This window comes from Citrobacter sp. CK206 (genome assembly GCF_030333125.1).
Classification (GTDB): Bacteria; Pseudomonadota; Gammaproteobacteria; order Enterobacterales; family Enterobacteriaceae; genus Citrobacter_B; species Citrobacter_B koseri.
In genome coordinates, this window is record NZ_JAOWGM010000030.1 from 450,380 (window position 1) to 468,191 (window position 17,812).

Sequence of the window (17,812 nt, forward strand, 5' to 3'; positions counted from 1 at the left end):
TGGCGCCTGTGCTTATCCGGCCTACAGAGGGCAGAGTGTAGGCCGGATAAGGCGTGTCAACGCCGCCATCCGGCAGCGTCTCCATTATTCCATTTCATCCCCCGCGACGCGAACCCCGACCTTACGCACGGCGTTGTCTTCTTTCTCTGCGACCGTCCAGATCATGCCGGCAAACTCCACCTGGTCGCCCACAACCGGCGCAGCGCCCAGCAACTGCTGCACGATTTCCCCCAGCGTCTGCTGTTTATCGCGATATTCCGTTCCCTCGTCCAGACCGTAAATCAGGGCGACGTCAGCAAATTTCGCATTGGCTTCGAGAATAAAATCGCCGAAAAAACGCTGATCCAGCGCGACCGGCGGCGACTGGCTGAACAGTTTGCCCAGCGCCGGAAGGTCGCGCTCACGTCCGATAACGCACAGAACGTCGCCTTCGCGTAAACGGGTGCTTCCGGTCGGATGGAACAGCACGTTGTCGCGGAACAGGGCGGCGATGCGGGTCTCCTGCGGCATGTGCAGATCGCGCAGTGCGGCGCCGACGCACCACTTATCTTCACTCAACTGGTAGACAAACTGCTCCCAGGGGTTTTCCGGGTGAATATCCAGCCCGATACGCGAAACCGGCCAGCCGACGGGAGGCACCACCACTTTGGCTTTTTTGGCCGCCCAGGTCAGGGACGTTCCCTGGAACAGCAGCGATATCAGCACTACAAAGAATGCGACATTAAAAAACAGTCGGGCATTCTCCAGCCCGGCCATCATCGGGAAAACCGCCAGGATGATAGGCACGGCGCCACGCAGCCCCACCCAACTGATGAAGATCCGCTCACGCAGATTAAAGCCCCGAAACGGCAGCAGGCCCGCGAAAACGGAGAGTGGGCGAGCCACCAGAATCATCCAGACTGACAGCACCAGCGCCGGAATGGCGATAGGCAGCAGATCGGATGGCGTAACGAGCAGTCCCAGCACGAGGAACATGGCGATTTGCGCCAGCCAGGCCAGGCCGTCAAAGTTTTGCAGGATGCCAAACCGGTTGCGGATAGGGCGGTTGCCCAGCAGGAATCCACACAGGTAAACGGCCAGAATGCCGCTGCCTTCCAGCGCGGTGGTTACGGCGAAAACGAGAATTCCCCCGCTCAGCGCCAGCAGCGGATATAACCCGGTGGGCAAGGCAATCCGGTTAATCATTTGCTGAAGCAGATATCCGCCGCCTAGCCCCAGCATGATCCCCAGTCCAAACTGCTGGATGATATCGAGCACGAAAAGCCAGCTCAGGCCGGTTTCATGTTTCTGAATCATCTCTATCAGCGTGATGGTCAGGAAAACCGCCATCGGGTCGTTACTCCCGGATTCGATTTCCAGCGTCGAACCGACGCGTTCGTTAAGCCCTTTACCACCCAGCAGAGAAAAAACGGCAGCCGCATCCGTTGAACCGACAATGGCGCCAATCAGCAACCCTTCGATGAGATTCAAATGAAAGAGCCAGGCGGCCATCATGCCGGTGAGACCGGAGGTAATCAGTACCCCTACCGTCGCGAGCGAGAGCGCCGGGCCCAGGGCGACGCGAAAGGAGCTGGCCTGGGTACGCATCCCGCCATCCAGCAGAATAATTGCCAGCGCGAGGTTACTCACCATGTACGCGAAAGGATAATTGTCAAACGGGATACCGCCAACGCCATCAACACCCGCGAGCATGCCAATCGCGAGAAAGATAACCAGAATAGGGATGCCAAGACGAGATGAGAATGAACTTAATAAGATACTACAGGTTACGAGGACTGAACCCAAAATGAAAAGACTAATAATGGCTGCGGCATCCAACGTTATGTTACTCCTGAATTACGCTGTTTCTAATAATAAACCCTAACATAATAACGACAGAAACAGCGTTTTACTTAGCCCAGGTGACGGCTTTTTTTATGATTTGAGGACAGGATGGCCGGAGAGTGTGAGTTGGCTGCCATTTTCGCCATTTTTTAGCACCGCGTGGGCACCGAGCGGCAGCGTAACGGTGCGTTGCTCATGACCAAAATCCAGACCGGTCACGACGGGGATGGAGAGACGGGAACGCAGAAACGCGTAAACCGCGTCAAGATCGTAACCGGCATCGTAATCATTCGGCGCGCTACCGCTGAAACTGCCCAATATCAGCGCGTTCTGCCGGGCCAGAATCCCCGCGTGATACAGTTGCAGAAGCATTCGCTCAACGCGGAAAGGATGCTCGTTAATATCCTCCAGCACCAGTACGCCATTTTCAATGGCGGGCATCCACGGGGTGCCGATAAGGGAGATCAGCATGGCCAGATTGCCGCCCCACAGCGTGCCTTCCGTTTCACATGTCGGGCCGTTACCTTGCCACTCCACCGTGAACTGCGCGTTGCACAAGGCCCGCCAGAAATGGCGCTCGGTGAAGGTGTTCATCTCCTCCGCGCCGAAATTCGCCGCCAGCATGGGGCCGCTAAACGTTATCACCTTGCCCAGCGCCAGCAGGGCGGACTGAATCACCGTAAAATCGCTGTGGCCGCAGATCAGCAGCGGGTTCGCCTGTTGCCGTGCGATGAGCGCCTGCCAGTCAATGCTCTCCAGCAGACGACTGGCGCCGTAACCGCCGCGAACCGGCATCACAATGGTATCGGGCGTCGTCAGGCGGGCGAGGCCGTTAACATCGACCAGACGCTCGGCGTCTGAACCGGCAAAACGCTGGTCACGGCGGCCAATGACGGCGGCGTTATCCACCTGGTGGCCGGATTCGATAAGCCGTTGTACGCCGCGTAAAGCCGCTTGCTGATTGATGCAGTAACCCGATGGGGCGATTAAGTGAAACAGGGACATGGCAATTCCTTGCTGACATCTAAAACCAAATGTATATCATGCCGATTGAGCATGTCGTTGTCACTCGCAGCGGCGAATTCCGGCTATAAGGATAGATGACGTGAAATTGAGATGGTTTGCTTTTTTGGTTGTATTGCTGGCGGGCTGTAGTTCAAAGCAGGATTACAAGAATCCGCCCTGGAACGCCGAAGTCCCGGTTAAACGGGCAATGCAGTGGATGCCGATAAGTGAAAAAGCCGGGGAAGCCTGGGGCGTCAGCCCGCGTCTGATTACCGCGATCATCGCGATTGAATCGGGCGGTAATCCGACGGTGGTCAGTAAATCCGGGGCGGTTGGGTTAATGCAACTGAAGGCCTCGACGTCCGGGCGCGATGTTTATCGTCATATGGGCTGGAGCGGCGAACCGTCGACCAGCGAACTGAAAAACCCGGAGCGGAATATCTCGATGGGGACGGCGTACCTGAGTATTCTGGAACACGGGTCGCTGGCCGGTATTAACGATCCGCAGGTGATGCAGTACGCGCTGGTGGTCTCTTATGCCAATGGCGCGGGCGCGCTGCTGCGCACGTTCTCTTCCGATCGCAAAAAAGCGATTGAGAAAATCAACGATCTGAGTGCGGATGAGTTTTTCGAGCACGTTGCCAAAAATCATCCTGCGCCACAGGCGCCGCGTTATATCTGGAAACTCCAGCAAGCGCTGGATGCGATGTAACCCACACGGGGGTTATTCACGCACCTTATTGGATTTTTCCCGCGCTTCCCGTTCAAGAGAGAAAATAATCCGCTGTAATTCCCGCTCCACCGCCGGGCTGACGTTGAGAAAACGAAAGCTCAGGCGGGGAGTGGTAATCGTCTCATTTTTACCGTCAATCACTCTGCGTTCGCTGATGGAAATAAGCTGGGCGTCAAAGTGGAAAACGCCCCATTGCCCCATGTTCAGCTCAAGTTGCGAAAAGCGCATGCCTTCGGTTAATCCGGCGGGTTTTGTCGCTTCCAGCAATGCGCCCATGCCGCCCAGCGAGAGATCGAACAAGCGAAAACGTAGCGTGTTGTCGTCCGGCATTTTCGCCTGACAGTAGTAGGGGGGATGCAAAGGCGCGGAAATACGGAAATACTCCCGGCGCTGAACGAACCACAGCTCGGGCGGCAGCGCGGTAATAAATGCCGGAAGCTGCTGGTATTCGCCGCGGGTGAGCTGATCCAGCGTGAACTCCACTTTCGCGCCCTGCGTTTCTGCGGTAATGGTTATCTGTCTGGCGCGCTGAACGGCGATGTTTTCATAGTCCTGGCTGCCGAAATCCATCACCAGTTTTTCCGCGTTAACGTCCAGAATCTTACTGATGAACTGCCCCCCGGCCCAGGAGATGCGTAGCGGCACCTGGCTCTTGTTTAAATCTTTGAGTACGCCTAATACCGCCAACGGGTTTTGCTTCAGGAACTGCTCACTGTAGTGACTCACGCGTAATGACTCCTGGATGCCTGACAGATTATCGTTTGGTTATCGGCATGGCATGACGGAACTTAAGACAAATGGGTGAAATTTTTATCAACGCCAGCGCATAACGTCGCAGGATGAAAAGCATGGCCGGTTGATTTGCCTATACTTAAGGGACTGGCGCAAGAATGTCTTGCGTATGCTTTCACTGGAAAGAGGGCCTGAATATGGGAATTATTGCCTGGATTATTTTTGGTCTGATTGCAGGTGTTATCGCTAAGCTGATTATGCCGGGTCGCGATGGCGGTGGTTTTATACTGACCTGTATTCTCGGTATCGTTGGTGCGGTTGTCGGCGGCTGGCTGGCAACCATGTTTGGTATCGGCGGTAGCATCAGCGGGTTCAATCTTCACAGTTTCCTGGTGGCCGTCGTCGGGGCGATTGTTGTGCTCGGCGTTTTTCGCCTTCTGCGGCGCAATTAAATGAACAGAGCGGATGTGGGGATGAGTGCGTAAATCGGCGACACGCTACCCAGGCGTGTTTTCCGTTCACTTGATGCCCATTATCGCTCTGGCGCATTATCAGTCGTGAACGTGTCAGGGGAGGCGTCTTCCCGGCACGTTTACGGGGATTCAACAGACGTCAGAACAATCTGTATTCCTGAGCAACGCCTGGCCGGATTAACGGCGAAAGCTGGCTTGATTTGTGAATAAAAATGAGAATAATTGTCATTCCATTTTACATATAATAATTTGTTCATGAAAACAACTCATCGTTTCACATTACGCGCGCTCTCTGGATGTATCACCTTAGCCCTGACGGTCCCGTCTTATGCTGAAGAGGCAAAAGAGTCGACCATTGTGGTCACCGCCGCCGGGCAGGAGAGCCTTCTTCCGGCCTGGACCAACAGCGCCACCAAATCCGCCGTGCCGGAAAGCAAAACGCCGCAGGTGATCAACACCATCGACAGGCAGGAGATTGAGCAACGCCACGCCAACTCGGTGAATGAAATTCTGCGCTACGCGCCGGGCGTGTCAACGGAAGTTCGCGGTAATACCTCCTATATGAGTGAATATAAGATTCGCGGTTTTACGGTGGATCAGGAGTATTACAACGGCCTGCAACTGCCGTACAACGTGACCGGGAATACCAAAGCGCGTATTGATCCGCTGCTGATTGAAAGCGTGGATATTCTGAAAGGCCCGGCCTCGGTGCTGTACGGCAATGGATCGCCGGGTGGACTGGTAAACATCCAGAGTAAAAAACCGCAGGCGGAACAGAAAACGGAAGTGGGCTTCAACACCGGCACCCGTAATCTGAAAGAGGGTTATCTGGATTCAACCGGGCAAATCAGCGACAGCGACTGGAACTACCGTTTACTCGGCAAAGCGACGGAAGGGGATGATCAACCGCATACCTCCCGCTATGAAAACTATCTGGTTGCCCCGTCCGTTACCTGGCAACCGGACAACAAAACGCGTCTGACGATTGATGCGCTGGCGCAGAATACACCGTCGCTGTCGCCTTCCAACCCGCTGCCCATTTCTTATCTGCGTTCAGAGTATGCGGGGCGTCGTGATTTTGCCGGAGATGAGTGGAGCGGCTTTAAGCAGCGTCAATGGATGCTGGGTTACAGCTTTGAACACCAGTTTGACAGCGGCTGGGGCTTCAATCAGAAAGCGCGCTACTTTGATGTGGATACCCACCAGCGCAGCGTCTACTCCACCGGAAATACGGGGAATCCGGTCTGGGAGTTGAACCGGTTTGCCTACACGACCGATGAAGATCTGAAAAGTTTTAACATCGACAACCAGGTTACGAAAACGGTAGTGTCAGGCGACTGGCAGCACCATCTGCTGGCAGGCTTCGATTACCAGAAGCTCGACAGCCATTACTTCTACCGCTATGCCAGCAGCACGCCGGGGATCAACATGCGCCACCCGAACTATCGTCAGATTCATACCGACGATTTAGGGCTGAGTACTGCGCAGAATAACCGTCTCTCTTATCAGCAGAATGGTTATTATCTTCAGGATCAGATTGCGTTTGGCGGCCTGAACCTGCTGGCGAGCGTGCGTTACGATGACTATCGTTCCGCCACGACCGACTATCTGCAAAACGGCGATAAAACCTGGATTTCACAGGATCGCGTCACCAAACGTTTCGGTGCGTTATATGCGTTTGAAAATGGGATCTCTCCATTTATCAGCTATTCCGAAGGCTTTAAGCCGATCTCGCCGCAAGGGACTCTGACCTCGAAAGAGGTGAAGCCGACCACCAGCAAGCAGGTTGAGGGCGGGGTGAAATACCTGCTGGCGGAATACGCGACCACCTTTACCGCATCGGTGTTTAATATCCGCCAGAAAAATGTGCTTTCCGCCACGCCGACCTGGGATTACCGCCAGACCGGCGAGATTGAGTCAAAAGGGGCCGAACTGTCGATTGTCAGCCGTCCGGCGGATAACGTCACGCTGATCGCCAACTATGCCTATACCCATGCGATCAACACGGAAGATGAGACGTATGAAGGCAAACGTCCGACTCAGGTGCCGGAAAACGCGTTTAACCTGTGGGGCGATTACACCTTTGATAATACGCCGCTGCGCGGGCTGAACGTTGGCGCGGGCGTCCGTTATACCGGGCCGATGGAGATCTCGCCAGCTAACGACAAAGGCAAACTCGGCGGCACGACGCAGTATGATATGGCCGTCTCTTACCGTCTGGGGGAGGCGATCCCATCGTTGAGCGGGGTGACGCTGAAGGCCAGCGCGCAGAATATTACCAACAAAGAGACGTTTAGCTGTTACGACGACAACAACTGCTGGATTGGCCGCGACCGCACCGTTCAGGTTGGCGCCAGCTACAGCTTCTGATAGCAACCCGGCCTGCAATTGCGCAGGCCGGGTTCGTTTTCATTCGGCGGAACAATCAGAACTTATATTCCACCCCGGCCCAGAAATTACGGCCTTCCTCGATAAACCCTTCGCTGTAGGCATACTTCGTATCGAACAGGTTGTTCACGGACGCGTTGACGCTAAAACCGTAGCCCACCGCATAATCCGCGCGGATATGGGTAATGGCAAATCCGCCCGCTTTCTGTGAACCGTCTGAATTGCTGTAGCTGGAGGAACGCGCCTCTTCTGACAGCGTAATACTCAGCGGTTCCCACGGCTTGAGCGTCATCCATGCGGTGAGCGTCTGCGTTGGCAAATCGGTGATTTCACCGATTTCATCACGCTTGACGTCCGCGTGGATCAGCCCGTAGCTCAGCCCGACATCCAGCATTTCAGACACATTGCCTTTGATTCCGGCATCCAGACCGGTGTAATCCACCCGGCCGCTATTGCGGTTCTGGATCGTATCGGCATCAATATTGTGCGACAGGATTGCGTCGGTCACGCGGTTATAGTACACGCTGACCTCGAATCCCCAGTCGCGGGTCAGCGAACCGTTCCAGGTCAGATCCACGCTACGGGCGCGTTCGGGTTTTAACTGCGGGTTGACGATGGCCACCTGGTTATACGCCGGTTTCGACGTGGTATACCGCTCTTTGAGCGTCGGGAAACGCGTCCGGTCAGAGTAAGAGAGCGCCAGCGTGTCCTCGTTTGCGAAGTGGTATTTGGTCATGATCTGCCAGTTAAACGCCGACTGGTTGTTGTCGTCGTAGTGGGTTACGCTGCCGTCTTTTTCGTGTTTCATCCCTTCCAGACTGTCACGCCAGTCATAGCTAATACCGGCCACGACATCCACGTTATCGGCGGCGGCCCACTGGTATTCGCTGGCTAACGACCAGGTACAGTCTTCATAGCGATCGTATGCCGCATGCGGCGCGCCTTTTTCACGGTGGACGTCATCTTTCCAGTTAACGGCGAACGAGAGCAGATCGTTTTCACGCATTTCGGCGGCGAGTTGTAACCCTGCGCCATCGCTGTAATCAGAATAGTGGCTATAGCTGCCTTTCTTGTTTTTCAGGTCGGCAAGGGAGTTGTACATCATCAGCGTGTTTTCAAAGGTGTCGCGATAAAGCCGGCTTTTCAGCGTGAAGCGATCGCCCAGATGCGTGGTGCCCTGATAGTAATAACTCTCTTTATCGTATTGCGGCCACTGCCAGTAGCGCGACTTCTGGCTGCTGGTGCCTGCGTATGGCGGGTTGTCCTTTTCACCGTCCTGGTTGATATAGGTCAGGGTGTACTCGTCATTTTCGCGCGGCGTGAAGCCCAGCTTAACAATGCCCCGTTTATCATCTGCCGACGAGTTGATCATCTTCCCGTTGCTGCCTGCAATGGCGTTGTCCACCCCGTGCGGCAGACCCAGGAAATCCTGCTTCAACTGGCTACCGCTGACTTGCAGATAACCCAGCTCATTACTGGCGCCAAACGAGGCGTGCATATCGTGGGCATTATCTTTGCTCCGGCTCCATCCCTGGCGATAACCGATGCTCCCTTCGAGAGGTTTTGTCGGTTTTTTGGTGGTGATGTTGATCGCGCCACCCATCTGGTTAGGGCCTTGCAACAGCGATGAGTAGCCTTTGGACACCTCAACGGAGGCAATGTCCGAGGTGAGGAAGCGCCCTAAGTCGAGGTTGCCGTCGTAAGGGATGTAAACCGGCACGCCGTCGAAAAAGATCGGAACCTGGCGGCTGTCAAAACCGCGAACTTTGACCTGCTGTTCGTTGCGGTTGCCTGATTTTTGCAACGCCACGCCGGGGATGACGCTTAATGCCTGCGCCACATTCTGCTTATCCAGATCCTGCATGGTTTGTTGACCAAGCACCGTGGTGGTCGCCGCAGAGGCGGGGCTCGACCAGACGGTCATGGTGTCGCTTTCTTGCCCAGCAAACGCATTATGCGCAAAAGCTACCGATAATGCCGTGTAAAGACAACTCTGAGTGAATTTCATTGTTTTTATACCATTTATCAATGTTATATGTCACTTTCGTCCGGGTTCAGGATGACGTTGATATCCATCGGTGGTGCGTAGTACGGTGCGGATGTAATAAAGAGCCTGATACCACAGTCGAGATAACTCGCCAGAGTGGCGAGGTTGATGCCGCCAGTCAGCGCCAGCGTGCAATGGGGGGCCAGTGAAGGCGCCGCCCGGGCCACCTCCGCCGCCTGATGTGGGGTAAATTTGTCGAGTTGCAAAACGTCGGGGCCTGCGCGGAGCGCTTCAAGGGCTTCCTCTGGGGTGTCTGCTTCGACGACGATCTTTTTTTCCGGGGCATGACGGCGCAACTGCGAAATGGCCCCGGCCCAGTCGTTACCGGGGGCGAGAAAGCGGCGGTGATTTGCAAACAGCAGCACGGTTTCCGCGCACCCGGCGCGGTGAATGATTCCGCCTGCGGCGAGCACCGCCTGTGCGGCTAACAGCCGGGTGCCGGGAATGGCTTTACGCGTGCAGGCTATTTGCCCGTCGGGGTAACGGCTATGCAGGATGTGAAGCATGCTGTCGAGATAGTGTGAAACGCCGCAGCTCCACTCCAGTACGTTTTGTACGGCCTTCCAGCCCTGGTGCAGCGCCGCCGCATTCCCGCTGACGCTGATCAATCGTTGACCGGCTGCGGCGCGCTCACCGTCGTTCATCTGCTCCAGGACGGTCAGCCCCAGCGACTGCAACATTTGTCTGGCCACGGCAATGCCGCTCACGCAGCCGCCCTGGCGATGGCGGAAGGTCATGCGGCCTGGCAGATTGCCGATGCCCAGAGCGCGCGTGGTCAGGTCGCCTCCCTGAATATCCTCCAGCAGCAATGCGTCCGTTTGTGCGTGTGAGAAGTAGATCATTTCAGCGCCTTTTGTGGAATGCTGTCCCACCAGATCAGCGCCCAGTCCCGGCTGGCCGGGGCAAGGGCGCTGGCATCCTGCTGTTGATACCAGCGGTACAGACGCTCACGCTCTTCATCGCTGATGTCGCCCATGCTCCAGCGAACGTTTTCAGCAAAGCGTTCCCAGGTGTTGTTGTCCTGCTGGCAGTTCTGCCCACGGATAAAATCGACATGGGCGCAGATCCCCATCTGGTACAGGACATTGAGGGCATAAATATAGTTAGGCAGCTCGATAACCTCGCGACCCAACGCGCGCTGGATAGTGGGGGAAACAAAAGAGGAACTGACCAGGTGCGTGGTATAGACGCGCAGCCGCGCCTGGTTGTTGAGTTTTGTCATCGCCTGGCGCATATCCGCAACGAGCGTTGAGCGGGAGGCCACGGCGATATCGCAGCGCGGAAGATCGCTCCAGTCCTCTTCCCAGGCGCGTTGCACCCAGTGAACATGGGTTGCCCGTTGCTCTGTCGCACGACGGGCGGCAACGCGCAGCATTCCGGGGCTGTAATCCACGCCGCAGATATGCGGTATTTTGCCCGCTAACGCCAGCGAGACGGTGCCCGGGCCGCAGCCCATATCAAACAGCGAGTTCACGCCCTGCAAATCCATTTTTTCCATCAGCTGTTGCAGGTAGGTGTCCGTCGGCGACGCGCAGTTTTCTGCCATTTTCTCTGCCCGTTTATCCCAATGGTCGGGCGTTTTTTCCGTTCGTTTCGCCTGCAATAGCTGCTGGCGGTAGAGGTCTGCAAAATCAATGTCATCAATGAGCATGGCTGTCCCTTATTGCTGATCGCCAAAAAGATGGCGGTGGATTTGTGTGGGCGAGACCCGATAAAGCGCGGCCAGATTGTCGGCAGCGAGCTGGCGCTCTGGCGCGCCTTGCGATACCTGGCCGTCGGACTCCACGCGTACGACGCTGTCGGCTATCGCCCTGGCATGGAGCGGATGATGGGTTGACATCAGTAGCGCCATCCCCGTTTTTTTCAGTGTCACCAGCGTGTCGAGCAGGCGGATCTGGTGACCAAAGTCGAGGCTGGAGGCGGGTTCATCCAGCAGTAGCAGGCGAGGGCGTTGCGCCAGAGCGCGGGCGATCAGCACCAGTTGACGCTCTCCGCCGCTCAGGGTGTTCCAGCGTCGGTGCGCCAGATGGACGATTTCAAGCGCGGCGAGCTGCTGCTGGGCAATTTCTCGCTCCCTGGCGCCGGGAACGGCGAATGCCGCCATTTTCGGCGTCAGCCCCATCATCACCATATCCAGAGCAGTGAAGGCGAACGCGCCGTCGTGCGCCTGTGGCACCCAGGCAATGGCGCTGGCGCGCTCCCGGTCTGAAAAACGCTGCACCGCCACGCCATCAAGCAGGATGTCGCCGCTGATCAAGGGGAGAACGCCAAGAATGGTGCGCATCAGCGTGGTCTTGCCGCTGCCGTTTGCGCCGAGTAAACAGCAAATTTCTCCCGCCGGTACGGTAAAAGAGACGTCGCGCAAAACCGGGCGTCGGGCGTATCCCAGGTTGGCGTGGTGAACCGTCAGTCGTGTCATTGGCGTCCTCCACGCAGCAGAAGCAGCAAAAAGAAAGGAGCGCCGATAAATGCGGTGAGGATACCCAGTGGAATCTCCGTACTGCTGATTGCGCGCGCGAGCGTGTCGGTCAGCAGCAGTAAAATGGCGCCGGCGCCCATTGAGACAGGAAGCAACTGTTGGTGGTTATTGCCGGTGAGCAACCTGCCGATATGCGGCACGACTAAGCCTATCCAGCCGATAATCCCGGCAATCGCCACCGTGCTGGCGGTGATGAGCGTCGCGCAGACAATCAGCGCGAGCCGAAGGCGGGTAACGTTGATGCCCAGGGAACGGGCTTCATCATCTGAAAGCGTCAGTAAATTCATACGCCAGCGCAGTAGCAGCAAAGGGATGGCGCCGAACAGAATCAGCGGTGCCGAGAAGCAAAGATCATGCAGCGTGATGGTAGAGAGCCCGCCGAGTAACCAGAAGGTTATGGAAGGCAACTGGGTATAGGGATCGGCCAGCGTTTTTATCAGGGAAATTCCCGCGCCGCACAGCGTACCGAGCGCGATACCCACCAGCACAAGGGTTAATACGGGGTCGTGACGCGTCACCCGGCGGGTAATCAGCCAGACGCCAGCAACTACCAGCAGACCGCCGCCGAACGCGTAGAGCTGGATAAACAAAATCGGCAGGCCCAGTAAAATCGCCGTACATGCGCCTAAACCCGCTCCGGCGGCAACGCCGAGAATATCCGGGGAGACCAGCGGGTTGCGAAACATCCCCTGATACGTCGTGCCCGCGCCCGCCAGCGCAGCGCCCAGCAGCAGCGCGGCGAGAATGCGGGGGAGGCGGATCTGCCAGAACACGATTTGATCCTGTGTCGGCACCGTGTCATGGCTGAAGATCATCGCTAGCACCTGCCGGGCATCGAGGTGATAAGCGCCCGATACAGTGGCAAAGGCAATACAGAGAAGGGCAATCCCCAGCATCAGGACTGAAAGGGTGGTCGTTCTCATCAGATGATCGCCCACTGTTGATACTGTTCGTCAGTCAGCGACGTATGCCAGAACAGGCGCGCATAACGCACCATATCGTCTTTAAAATGTTGATTAACGTTCGGGTCCAGCCAGGCATGCAACCGGCGCAGCCCGAGTAAACGGTTAATGCCCGGCGGCGCATCCAGCCAGCCAAACGGCAGACCGCTCAGGAAAAGAATGCGCTTGTCCGCAACCGCCTTAACGCCTTGCCAGACGGGGTCGTGACGCAGGTAGTGCGCCGTGGCGGCATCCTGTACCAGAATGATGTCGGGTTGCCAGGTGAGTAAGTTTTCCATAGAGACCTGGGCCAGTCCGCTTCGTCCGGGGATTCGCGCTACGTTGTGTAATCCCAGCAACTCTGCCGCTTCCGTATGCAGCGATCCCTGTAATCCTGTCTCCAGACCTCGGGCGCCCCGCGCCGCATAAAAACGAATACCGGCAGCAGGCGTGTGGGAAAACGCGAGCGCTTGCGCAATGAAGCGCTGAGCCAGCGCCGACTGAGCGGCAGTACGCGCCTCCATTCCCAGCGCTTGTCCTGCGGCTTGCAGTTGTTCCGGCGTTTGCCGCAGTTCACCGTTAATCAGCAGCCACGGAATCCGGGTCTGAGCGCTGACCTGGCGCGCCTGCGAAAGCCAGGTTTCATCGGCGTTGCCGCAATCCACTACCAGATCGGGATGCAGGGCCAGCAGTCCTTCCAGAGACAACGTGCTGGCGCGCCCCGCCAGCCTGCCCAGTTTGGGCAACGCCCGAATGGACTCGGGGAAGGGAATCGCCGCCTGGCGCGAGAAATCAAAAGAGGAGAAACCCACCAGCTTTTCCGGCGCGACGGCCAGCAGTAACACATCGGCGGGCGCACCGGCGCTCACCACGCGGCGAATAATATTGCCTTCCGGCGGGCGGCCAATAGCAAACGTCAGCGGTGTCTGCGCAATGCCAGGGAGGTGGCGAAACAGCAGCGCAGAGGCCATTGCCTGAGCGAATCTCCGTCTTGTGAGCGGCATTGTTTTCATCCTGAAATGGTTAAAAAATCGCTATATGTTTACATATATAACGTTAAAAAACTTGTTCAGTATCAAATTCTCACCGATGAAAAGGGGCTCTAACCCTTAAGAGCTATGAGGGGCAGAGATGAACGCGCGGCATTGCCAGGAAGAAAAATCCGCGACGGCGCGCGGATTTTTGTCAGCATGATGGTCGGGTTACATTACGGCGTGGTTTCAACCTGTTTTTGCGGCGCAGGCTGGGAAGCGCCTGGCGCTGCGGGGCGAGTGGCCGGTACGCTGTCGCACGGTTTCTCTTTTGGACAGATCAGGTCGAGCATTTTTAACGTCACGCCGTTGGTCCAGCCGAAACCATCCTGAAGAGGGTATTCTCCACCGCCGCCGCCGGTTCCCGTACTGCTGACGTCATATTTCTCAACCAGCTTTTGTTCGCGGTCGTAGGTATGCTGAACGTTGGTGAGGAAGCGCCAGGTGACATCCATCGCGACGTTGTCCTGCCCGTAATTCTGCAACCCCTCGGTCGCCACCCACTGTAACGGCGCCCAGCCATTGGGGGCGTCCCATTGCTGCCCGCTTTTCACCGAGGTGGTGGAAAGTCCGCCAGGCTGCAACAGGTGCGCCTGGGTCGCGGCAGCCACTTTGCTGGCGCGATCTTTCGCCGCCGCGTTGACATACAGCGGGAACAGCGTGGCCGCCGTCAGTTGGTTACGCACCTTTTTGCTCTTCAGATCGTAGTCGGCATACCAGCCTTCCTGATTGTTCCACAGGTGCGTTTCAATGCCTTTCTGACGGGCGCCGGCGAGCGCTTCATACTGGTTCGCGTTGGCGTCATCGCCTGCCGCTTTGCTGGCGCGCGCCAGCATTTTCTCCAGTTTATACAGCAGGGCGTTGAGATCGACAGGGACGATGCTGGTGGTGCGAATGGTGCTCAGCTGATTCGGGTCGTCCATCCAGCGCGAGCTGAAATCCCAGCCCGATGCGGCGGCAGATCGCAGGTCGCGATAAATCTCGGTTGCCGGGCGGTTCGGGTTGCTCTTCGCGGTGGTGATATCTTCCATCCACGACTCCGGTCGCGGCGTGTCCCGGTCATCCCAGTAGCGGTTCAGGACGGTGCCGTCATCCAGTTTCACCACGCGCTTATTCTGCTCGCCGGGCTGGAGATTCTCCACGCCCTCCATCCAGTAGGCATACTCTTTTTGCAGCTGTGGCAGGTATTTTTTCAGGGCGTCGTCGCCCTCATGCTGCGCCAGCAATTCCACCATAAATGCGAAGAAAGGCGGCTGCGAGCGGCTCAGATAGTAGGTACGGTTGCCGTTGGGGATATGCCCCCAGGAGTCCAGTTCATAGCCGAAATTCGCCACCATATCGGCGACCTTATCCCAGTGATCGCTTTCGGCAAGTCCCAGCATGGTAAAATAGCTATCCCAATAATAGACTTCCCGGAAACGTCCGCCAGGCACCACATACGGTTCCGGCAGCGGCAATAACGAATCCCATTTTCCGGCGCTCTCCGTTGTGCGGGTCAACACGGGCCACAGGCCGTCAATATGTTCACGCAGCGACTGCCCTTCCGGCGGAACGTATTTTTCCCCTTCTTTGGGCAGCGTAAAGTTCACATCAACAAAGTGACGCAAATCGAAGCCTGACTGGTTTCGTTGCATCCGGTAATCCGCGAGGATCATCAGCGGATCGCTGTTAGGCACGGCATCGGCGAACGTTTTCTGGTCGGGGAACAGTTTGGCGCTCTGCACGTCATTAAACAGCGGCCCCAGCAGAATATCCGGGGGCTGCGGAGGACTGGCTGGCTGTTCCTCAGCGTGCGCCGAGAGCGACGCGAATGTCAGCAGGGTGCTTGCAACGGTCAGTTTTATGGCGAAAGAGAGCGTGCCGGAATGGCGAAGCGCAGGTGTTATCATCAATATTCTCCTTAACGGCGTGCCGCAGTCAGCGGCATGAACCATGACAAAACCTTAGTCCAGGATTGTCATGTGCGCGTGATCGAACCGCTATTTTGGGAACTGGTAAACATTTCCCGTTATCGCCGGTTGAAGCGTGGGAATGCGACAGCGCGCCCTCAGAAGAGGACGCGCGATGGGAGAGCGGTCAGTCAGAAAAGAGAATGCGCTGTGCCGCGAGATCCAGCGTAATCGACTCGCCGGTGCTCAGGGCATATACCGCTTCCCCTTGCTGACAAAGCCAGCCGATCCCCATTTCACGGGCGATGATTGCCGAATGTGATTCATTGCTGCCTGCGCTCAGGCAGATCCCTTTAACCGTCTGTGGGTCGAACTGCAACACGGTGGACGGGAAGATATTTTCCGCCGCCACGATAGTCGGGCGCGTGAATACCGGCAAGCGCGCGTTTATTCCGCTCAGGTGCCTCAGCGTCCGATGGAGAATATCGTCGATATCGATATAGCGGGCCTGCAAATAGGCGTCGTCGAGCTGTCGGTACTGATCGCGGAGATCGTCCAGCACGCTGCGCCACGCCGTTTCCGCCCGACACGATTTATCACGCATCACCTCACACGCCATCTCGTACAGCTCGGGGTCATCCAGCAGCGTGTGATGCCCGGAAAAAATCGCCGCCAGATCGGCGGAGTATTTCTCTTCCGCCAGCGTGGTCAGCGCGTTGAGATCGTCCAGCGTCTGACGAATCGCCGTTTGCAGGCGCTGCTGCTCTTCCGGCAAATTGACGGTCGTCGGATTTGCGACGTCCGGTGCAGCGGGAGAATAGCAGAACACCACGCCGGAGACCTGCGCGGGGAGCTGACGCGCCGTGCTGCTGGCAGGCGTCTCCTCCACGGACTCGCCAAAGTTTTCCGCCGCCAGCTGTTTGAACGCCGCCAGCGCCTCGTCGGCCTGTTCTCCTTTGGCGATCAGGCGCAGAGTATCGTTGCAGCGCACCTGTAATAACGCTATCTGATTCAGGCTGTCCGGCGTCACGCATTTGCCATTTTTCTCCAGCAGCATGTCGGCCCGAAACCCCGACAACGTGGAGACCAGGCGCGATGCCGGACGAACATGCAGCCCGTTTGGATTTTTCACCACAACAGAAATGGAGTGGGCGTCGTTATCCTGAAATGCTGGTTTTGTGGCGACGCCCCCGGTTTGAGTGGGTGACGGTAAACCCAGTTGTTCACGCTTGGCATCCAGCGCGCTCATGGCGTCATTGATGACTTTATCAATACCGGCGCCCATTGCCGCGCTGACCGTCGCCGCCAGCGTGCCTTCTACCAGCGGCGCCGCGCATAAGCGGACTTTCGTCGCAATCGCCGGGTCGAGCAAATCCAGGGCGGTTTCGGCGCTCAATAATGCGCTGCCCATATCCATCATGACCAGGATATGGTCCGCATCAGCCACGGATTCGATGGCTTCCATCACCTTGAGCGGATCGGTGCCAATCGGATTTTGTGGGTCGTCGATACCGGCTGCAATCGCGAGTTTACAACCATCGCCGATTAACATCTGCCGGGCTAACTGCCCGACGCCTTCACCCAGCAGTGCGCTGTGCGAAACAATGACCAGGTTTACCATCGCGTTATCCTTACTCTTTTGCCGCTGCCGCCAGCATTTGCATCATGAACATCACGGAGGTTGCGCCCGGGTCCTGATGGCCGATGCTGCGCTCGCCAAGATAGCTGGCGCGCCCTTTGCGGGCCTGCATGGTGATGGTGCTCTGCGCCGCCGCTTCGGCCTGGGCGCTGGCGGCATCCAGCGCCGCCTGCACCGACAGGTGCTGTTCGCATGACTGGCGCAGCGACTCCACAACCGGCCCCCAGACGTCACACATGGTTTTATCGCCAGGCTCTGCTTTACCACGGCTGGTCACGCCTTCCGCGCCTTCCCGCATCATCTGGTACAGCTCGTCGAGCGTCAGGCTCTGGTGCGCCTGTGTCACCTGGGCGGCGCGAATGAAGAACGTGCCGAACAGCGGGCCACTGGCGCCGCCGACGCTGGAGAGCAGCACCATCCCTGTGTTCTTCAGGATGAAGCCGATGTCTTTATCCGCAATCGCGGGTAATTTTTCGACGACTTTACTGAAGCCGCGATGCATATTCAGCCCGTGGTCGGCGTCGCCAATCTCTCTGTCCAGACCCGTCAGATAATCACTCTCTTTGGTGAAAATCTCACCGCAGCGATAGAGCCAGTTAACAATGTGTGTTCTGTTGAGTGACATACATAA

At 57.0% G+C, this 17,812-nt stretch carries 15 protein-coding genes and 1 pseudogene; 4 read left to right on the forward strand and 12 right to left on the reverse strand.

The genetic code is table 11. The features are described 5' to 3' along the window. Window positions 1-6: 6 nt before the first annotated feature. Window positions 7-147: pseudogene (locus OGX81_RS22170) on the forward strand (hypothetical protein); the annotation flags it as partial. On the opposite strand, the gene OGX81_RS19440 reads toward OGX81_RS22170, so the two are convergent. Continuing rightward, window positions 85-1,818: a potassium/proton antiporter gene (locus OGX81_RS19440; RefSeq protein WP_104868562.1), complete on the reverse strand. Its 1,734-nt coding sequence runs from the start codon at window positions 1,816-1,818 to the stop codon at window positions 85-87. The pseudogene OGX81_RS22170 and the gene OGX81_RS19440 sit on opposite strands and share 63 nt — an antisense overlap. Window positions 1,819-1,914: 96 nt before the next feature. Beyond that, complete coding sequence (ldcA, locus tag OGX81_RS19445; RefSeq protein WP_104868563.1) at window positions 1,915-2,829, reverse strand: muramoyltetrapeptide carboxypeptidase; 915 nt, start codon at window positions 2,827-2,829, stop codon at window positions 1,915-1,917. Window positions 2,830-2,929: 100 nt separating this feature from the next. Between ldcA and emtA the strand changes: the two genes are divergently transcribed. Then, window positions 2,930-3,541: a membrane-bound lytic murein transglycosylase EmtA gene (gene emtA / locus OGX81_RS19450; protein ID WP_012132090.1), complete on the forward strand. Its 612-nt coding sequence runs from the start codon at window positions 2,930-2,932 to the stop codon at window positions 3,539-3,541. 12 nt (window positions 3,542-3,553) lie between these two features. On the opposite strand, the gene ycgR is transcribed toward emtA, so the two are convergent. Next, a complete protein-coding gene (gene ycgR / locus OGX81_RS19455) occupies window positions 3,554-4,288 on the reverse strand; it encodes a flagellar brake protein YcgR (protein ID WP_049009576.1) in 735 nt (244 codons plus the stop codon). Between the two features lie 203 nt (window positions 4,289-4,491). On the opposite strand from ycgR, the gene OGX81_RS19460 reads away from it, so the two are divergent. Beyond that, window positions 4,492-4,746 (forward strand): GlsB/YeaQ/YmgE family stress response membrane protein, encoded by a 255-nt coding sequence (locus OGX81_RS19460; protein WP_012132092.1) that lies wholly within the window; start codon window positions 4,492-4,494, stop codon window positions 4,744-4,746. A gap of 276 nt (window positions 4,747-5,022) precedes the next feature. Beyond that, window positions 5,023-7,137 carry a TonB-dependent siderophore receptor gene (locus tag OGX81_RS19465; protein WP_104868565.1) on the forward strand — a complete coding sequence of 705 codons (2,115 nt, stop codon included), beginning with the start codon at window positions 5,023-5,025 and terminating at the stop codon, window positions 7,135-7,137. A 55-nt stretch (window positions 7,138-7,192) separates the two neighbouring features. On the opposite strand, the gene OGX81_RS19470 is transcribed toward OGX81_RS19465, so the two are convergent. The 9 genes from OGX81_RS19470 to dhaL all read right to left on the reverse strand — a co-directional run bounded on the left by OGX81_RS19470 (window position 7,193) and on the right by dhaL (window position 17,806). After that, window positions 7,193-9,163 carry a TonB-dependent receptor plug domain-containing protein gene (locus tag OGX81_RS19470; protein WP_104868566.1) on the reverse strand — a complete coding sequence of 657 codons (1,971 nt, stop codon included), beginning with the start codon at window positions 9,161-9,163 and terminating at the stop codon, window positions 7,193-7,195. Window positions 9,164-9,186: 23 nt separating this feature from the next. After that, complete coding sequence (gene modD, locus OGX81_RS19475) at window positions 9,187-10,044, reverse strand: ModD protein (protein WP_110123732.1); 858 nt, start codon at window positions 10,042-10,044, stop codon at window positions 9,187-9,189. Beyond that, window positions 10,041-10,853, reverse strand: coding sequence for a class I SAM-dependent methyltransferase (locus OGX81_RS19480; RefSeq protein WP_104868568.1), 813 nt, complete (start codon window positions 10,851-10,853; stop codon window positions 10,041-10,043). Before OGX81_RS19480 ends, modD begins: the two co-directional genes overlap by 4 nt. Before the next feature lie 9 nt (window positions 10,854-10,862). Continuing rightward, window positions 10,863-11,621, reverse strand: a complete 759-nt coding sequence (locus OGX81_RS19485; protein WP_047463303.1) for an ABC transporter ATP-binding protein — start codon at window positions 11,619-11,621, stop codon at window positions 10,863-10,865. After that, window positions 11,618-12,577 carry a FecCD family ABC transporter permease gene (locus OGX81_RS19490; RefSeq protein WP_369701201.1) on the reverse strand — a complete coding sequence of 320 codons (960 nt, stop codon included), beginning with the start codon at window positions 12,575-12,577 and terminating at the stop codon, window positions 11,618-11,620. Before OGX81_RS19490 ends, OGX81_RS19485 begins: the two co-directional genes overlap by 4 nt. 26 nt (window positions 12,578-12,603) lie before the next feature. Then, complete coding sequence (locus tag OGX81_RS19495) at window positions 12,604-13,626, reverse strand: ABC transporter substrate-binding protein (RefSeq protein WP_101744130.1); 1,023 nt, start codon at window positions 13,624-13,626, stop codon at window positions 12,604-12,606. 203 nt (window positions 13,627-13,829) lie between these two features. Continuing rightward, the gene (locus tag OGX81_RS19500; protein WP_104868570.1) at window positions 13,830-15,542 is read right to left on the reverse strand and encodes an alpha,alpha-trehalase; all 1,713 of its coding nucleotides are present in this window, start codon (window positions 15,540-15,542) and stop codon (window positions 13,830-13,832) included. Between the two features lie 187 nt (window positions 15,543-15,729). Next, the gene (gene dhaM, locus OGX81_RS19505; RefSeq protein ID WP_104868571.1) at window positions 15,730-17,163 is read right to left on the reverse strand and encodes a dihydroxyacetone kinase phosphoryl donor subunit DhaM; all 1,434 of its coding nucleotides are present in this window, start codon (window positions 17,161-17,163) and stop codon (window positions 15,730-15,732) included. Between the two features lie 10 nt (window positions 17,164-17,173). Next, window positions 17,174-17,806 (reverse strand): dihydroxyacetone kinase subunit DhaL, encoded by a 633-nt coding sequence (gene dhaL, locus OGX81_RS19510; RefSeq protein WP_012132103.1) that lies wholly within the window; start codon window positions 17,804-17,806, stop codon window positions 17,174-17,176. Window positions 17,807-17,812: the final 6 nt, after the last annotated feature.

Coding starts and splice junctions, on each gene's coding strand:
- ldcA (WP_104868563.1), bottom strand. CDS start 2,829: ATGTCCCTGTTTCACTTAATCGCCCCATCGGGTTACTGCATCAATCAG.
- OGX81_RS19460 (WP_012132092.1), top strand. CDS start 4,492: ATGGGAATTATTGCCTGGATTATTTTTGGTCTGATTGCAGGTGTTATC.
- OGX81_RS19465 (WP_104868565.1), top strand. CDS start 5,023: ATGAAAACAACTCATCGTTTCACATTACGCGCGCTCTCTGGATGTATC.
- OGX81_RS19470 (WP_104868566.1), bottom strand. CDS start 9,163: ATGAAATTCACTCAGAGTTGTCTTTACACGGCATTATCGGTAGCTTTT.
- modD (WP_110123732.1), bottom strand. CDS start 10,044: ATGATCTACTTCTCACACGCACAAACGGACGCATTGCTGCTGGAGGAT.
- OGX81_RS19480 (WP_104868568.1), bottom strand. CDS start 10,853: ATGCTCATTGATGACATTGATTTTGCAGACCTCTACCGCCAGCAGCTA.
- OGX81_RS19485 (WP_047463303.1), bottom strand. CDS start 11,621: ATGACACGACTGACGGTTCACCACGCCAACCTGGGATACGCCCGACGC.
- OGX81_RS19490 (WP_369701201.1), bottom strand. CDS start 12,577: ATGCTGGGGATTGCCCTTCTCTGTATTGCCTTTGCCACTGTATCGGGC.
- OGX81_RS19495 (WP_101744130.1), bottom strand. CDS start 13,626: ATGCCGCTCACAAGACGGAGATTCGCTCAGGCAATGGCCTCTGCGCTG.
- OGX81_RS19500 (WP_104868570.1), bottom strand. CDS start 15,542: ATGATAACACCTGCGCTTCGCCATTCCGGCACGCTCTCTTTCGCCATA.
- dhaM (WP_104868571.1), bottom strand. CDS start 17,163: ATGGTAAACCTGGTCATTGTTTCGCACAGCGCACTGCTGGGTGAAGGC.
- dhaL (WP_012132103.1), bottom strand. CDS start 17,806: ATGTCACTCAACAGAACACACATTGTTAACTGGCTCTATCGCTGCGGT.